This is a genomic window from bacterium (assembly GCA_040755795.1).
Lineage (GTDB): Bacteria > UBA9089 > CG2-30-40-21 > CG2-30-40-21 > SBAY01 > JBFLXS01.
Genome location: JBFLXS010000488.1, coordinates 1 through 2,731, shown reverse-complemented (window position 1 = coordinate 2,731; position 2,731 = coordinate 1). Strand labels below are relative to the sequence as shown.

Sequence of the window (2,731 nt, the reverse complement as noted above, 5' to 3'; positions counted from 1 at the left end):
TCATCAGTTGTCAATGACATTCTAAATAATATGATTTTCTTACTAAAATAAGAATACTTTTTCCCCTTTTCCCTGATTTCTCCATTTCCCCTTCGTTACACCCTGAACGGTTACAAAAATTACAGGGTGTAGATGGATATGTAAAAGTAGGGATTGAGGATAGTTTGGGGAGACAAGGGGTGACAATTCCATTTTCCTCACTTGGGAATGGCAAGGCATTTGAATTCACACGAGTAGTAAATAAGATAGAGTCACCACCTGCAGAAAAGGTAACTATTACCAGTAAGACTTCGTATGTCTATGGCAATGGGCAGTTATGGGTTAAGTTGGAGGAAAACCCGCTTGGCAGTCCAGCAAAACCATATTACTACCACAATGACCACTTAGGCTCAGCAAGGGTGATTAGTGACAAGGATGGCAAGGTAGTCGAGCAGTATTTCTATTATCCCTTTGGTGGTGGAGGGCCTGTTGGTGGACCGACCTTTACAGGAAAAGAATTAGACGCAACTGGCTTATTCTACTTTGGTGCCAGATACTACGACCCGGCATTGGGGAGATTCATTACCCCAGACCCAGTTCAAATTCCAGGTGATAATCCTTATGTCTATTGTGCCAATAACCCACTAAGGTATATTGACCCTAATGGAGAGTGGTTTGTACCTCTTATAACTGCTATAGTAAAAGGTGCTGTATGGGGTGCTGTAGTTGGGGGAGTAAGTGCAGCTATAACAGGAGGTGATATCTGGGAAGGAATAAAGATTGGAGCTATGGGAGGTGCTCTTGGTGGAGGACTTTTACATTTAGCAGGTCCTTGGCTTCCAGCAGGCAGTGGTTTTGGAGCTACGGTAGGAAGAGGGATGATGTCAGGAGCTATCTATGGTGCCTCTTATGGTGCGGCGATGGGATGGAATTATGGATTGAGTGGAAGTGAAGTTTGGAAAATGGTAGGAAGAGGGGCATTCTTTGGCGCAGTAAGTGGCGCAGTCGTGGGAACTTTAGAATGGGGAATAGAGAATAAAGGATGGTTTAAGGAGTCTCTAAATCAAAAATATTCAACAAAGATTCAAGGACTTGATCAACTTGATTTAAGTCGTATTCCTGGAGATACAAAGGGAAATTCACTTTTAAATAGATTAGGATTTAAGACAGGGTATAGTTCAAAAGAAATTCCAATGAAAGCTTTTGGGTTTAAAAATGGACGCTTTGGTATTTTTAGTGCCGATTCTATAAGTGGAAGATATATAACTCCTAAAATGCTTCTTTTTGAAAGTGCCCTTTTCAGTGGTCAACTACCTAAAATGGTAGTAATTGATTTAATGATTTATAAAGAGTGGCAAGATTATATTACTGGAAATTTTGAGGGAGTGATTAAAATAAAAGAATGGGAAATTTAGAATTGCGAGAGAAAAGGGCACTTTCTCCAATTTTTTTATCTGTACCCCTAATAGGAGTAATTATAGGATGTAGTTCAATATCAAAAAACTTAAAAATAGCTGATAATTATTATCAATATGATATTCGAACAGTGAGGGTTAAGCCATTCTCGATAAATGAAGTTGCACCTATCTTAACCTCTCAAGAATTAGAATATCTGTCTGAGGAACTTTATAATACATTTATTAAAAAGTTAACCCAAAGTGGTAAATTTACAGTAGTAGACTATTTACCAGAAGAACAGCAAAGAGTGGATGCAATTTTCAAAGGGACTGTGTCAACTTATAGCGTAAAAAGATTAAAGCCTGATATAGAAAGAGAAGACTTTTTAGAAGAAAATGAAAGACCTATTTTATATGAGACTTATGAAGATATGTATACTTCTGAGGAATTATCTATAGAGATGTGTTCTACTCAAGATGGAAGAGTCCTCTGGAAAAATTCTTATGCATGGATAACCACCGATGAAGATTCAAATTTTTTAGGGGAAATTTTAAAACAAATAATAATGTTTATTTTTACAAAAAAAGGGAAACAGGGATATTACGAAGGACCGATTGAAGAAATGGTAAAGAGTATTCCATTTAAATAAAATTAATATAGGAGGAGAAATTAGGAATGAAAAAGATAATTGCTGTATTTGTTTTCTTAACTTTAGTGGTAGGGTGCGCACCAACTAGAAAACTTGTTACTCTGAATGTGGATCCCAACGAGGCAATAGTAATTGGAAGATTGAGTGTAAGTTATAACGGCGAAGATGTAACACAAAAGGTTACTCTTTTCTTTAACGAAATTATGTGGGGTAAGTATTCATACAAAACCGATGAAACAGGGTATATTTTTACTTATTTGCCTTTAGGTAAAAATCATTTTGCCAGAATTGCTTATAAAGATTTCATTTATAATTTTCCTAAAGACTATGCCACTTTCGATTTAACAACCAATTCTGCGGTCAATTATATAGGAGATTTAAAAGTAGAATGGAATGGACCTAAGTTCAAAATGCCAAATATGTTTGGCATGTTAGGAGCATTAGCTGATGAAGCGGTAAATGATGGTAAGATAGAGATAACCGTACTTAACAAATCGAAAGAATGTAAGGAAATCTTCGATAAGCACTATCCTAATCAGATGGGGTTGAGAGAAGAATTAGTGAAAATAAAAAAATGAGAGAATTCTGGGGACACAATACTTAATTTTTATTTTTTTAAATTGTTCTTTGAAAACTAAACATCCTTAAATAATAGAGACCCAAATGCTATGAGTGCACCATTCTTCAGGGATTTGAATCCTTATG

At 36.1% G+C, this 2,731-nt stretch carries 3 protein-coding genes; all 3 read left to right on the top strand.

Annotated elements, in window-relative coordinates:
* Positions 1-179: 179 nt before the first annotated feature.
* The 3 genes from AB1414_18765 to AB1414_18755 are packed head-to-tail and all read left to right on the top strand — an operon-like array spanning position 180 to position 2,604.
* The gene (locus AB1414_18765) at positions 180-1,394 is read left to right on the top strand and encodes an RHS repeat-associated core domain-containing protein (GenBank protein ID MEW6609456.1); all 1,215 of its coding nucleotides are present in this window, start codon (positions 180-182) and stop codon (positions 1,392-1,394) included.
* Positions 1,382-2,026, top strand: a complete 645-nt coding sequence (locus AB1414_18760; GenBank protein MEW6609455.1) for a hypothetical protein — start codon at positions 1,382-1,384, stop codon at positions 2,024-2,026. The genes AB1414_18765 and AB1414_18760 overlap by 13 nt, the downstream gene beginning before the upstream one ends.
* A 26-nt stretch (positions 2,027-2,052) precedes the next feature.
* Positions 2,053-2,604, top strand: coding sequence for a hypothetical protein (locus tag AB1414_18755; GenBank protein ID MEW6609454.1), 552 nt, complete (start codon positions 2,053-2,055; stop codon positions 2,602-2,604).
* Positions 2,605-2,731: the final 127 nt, after the last annotated feature.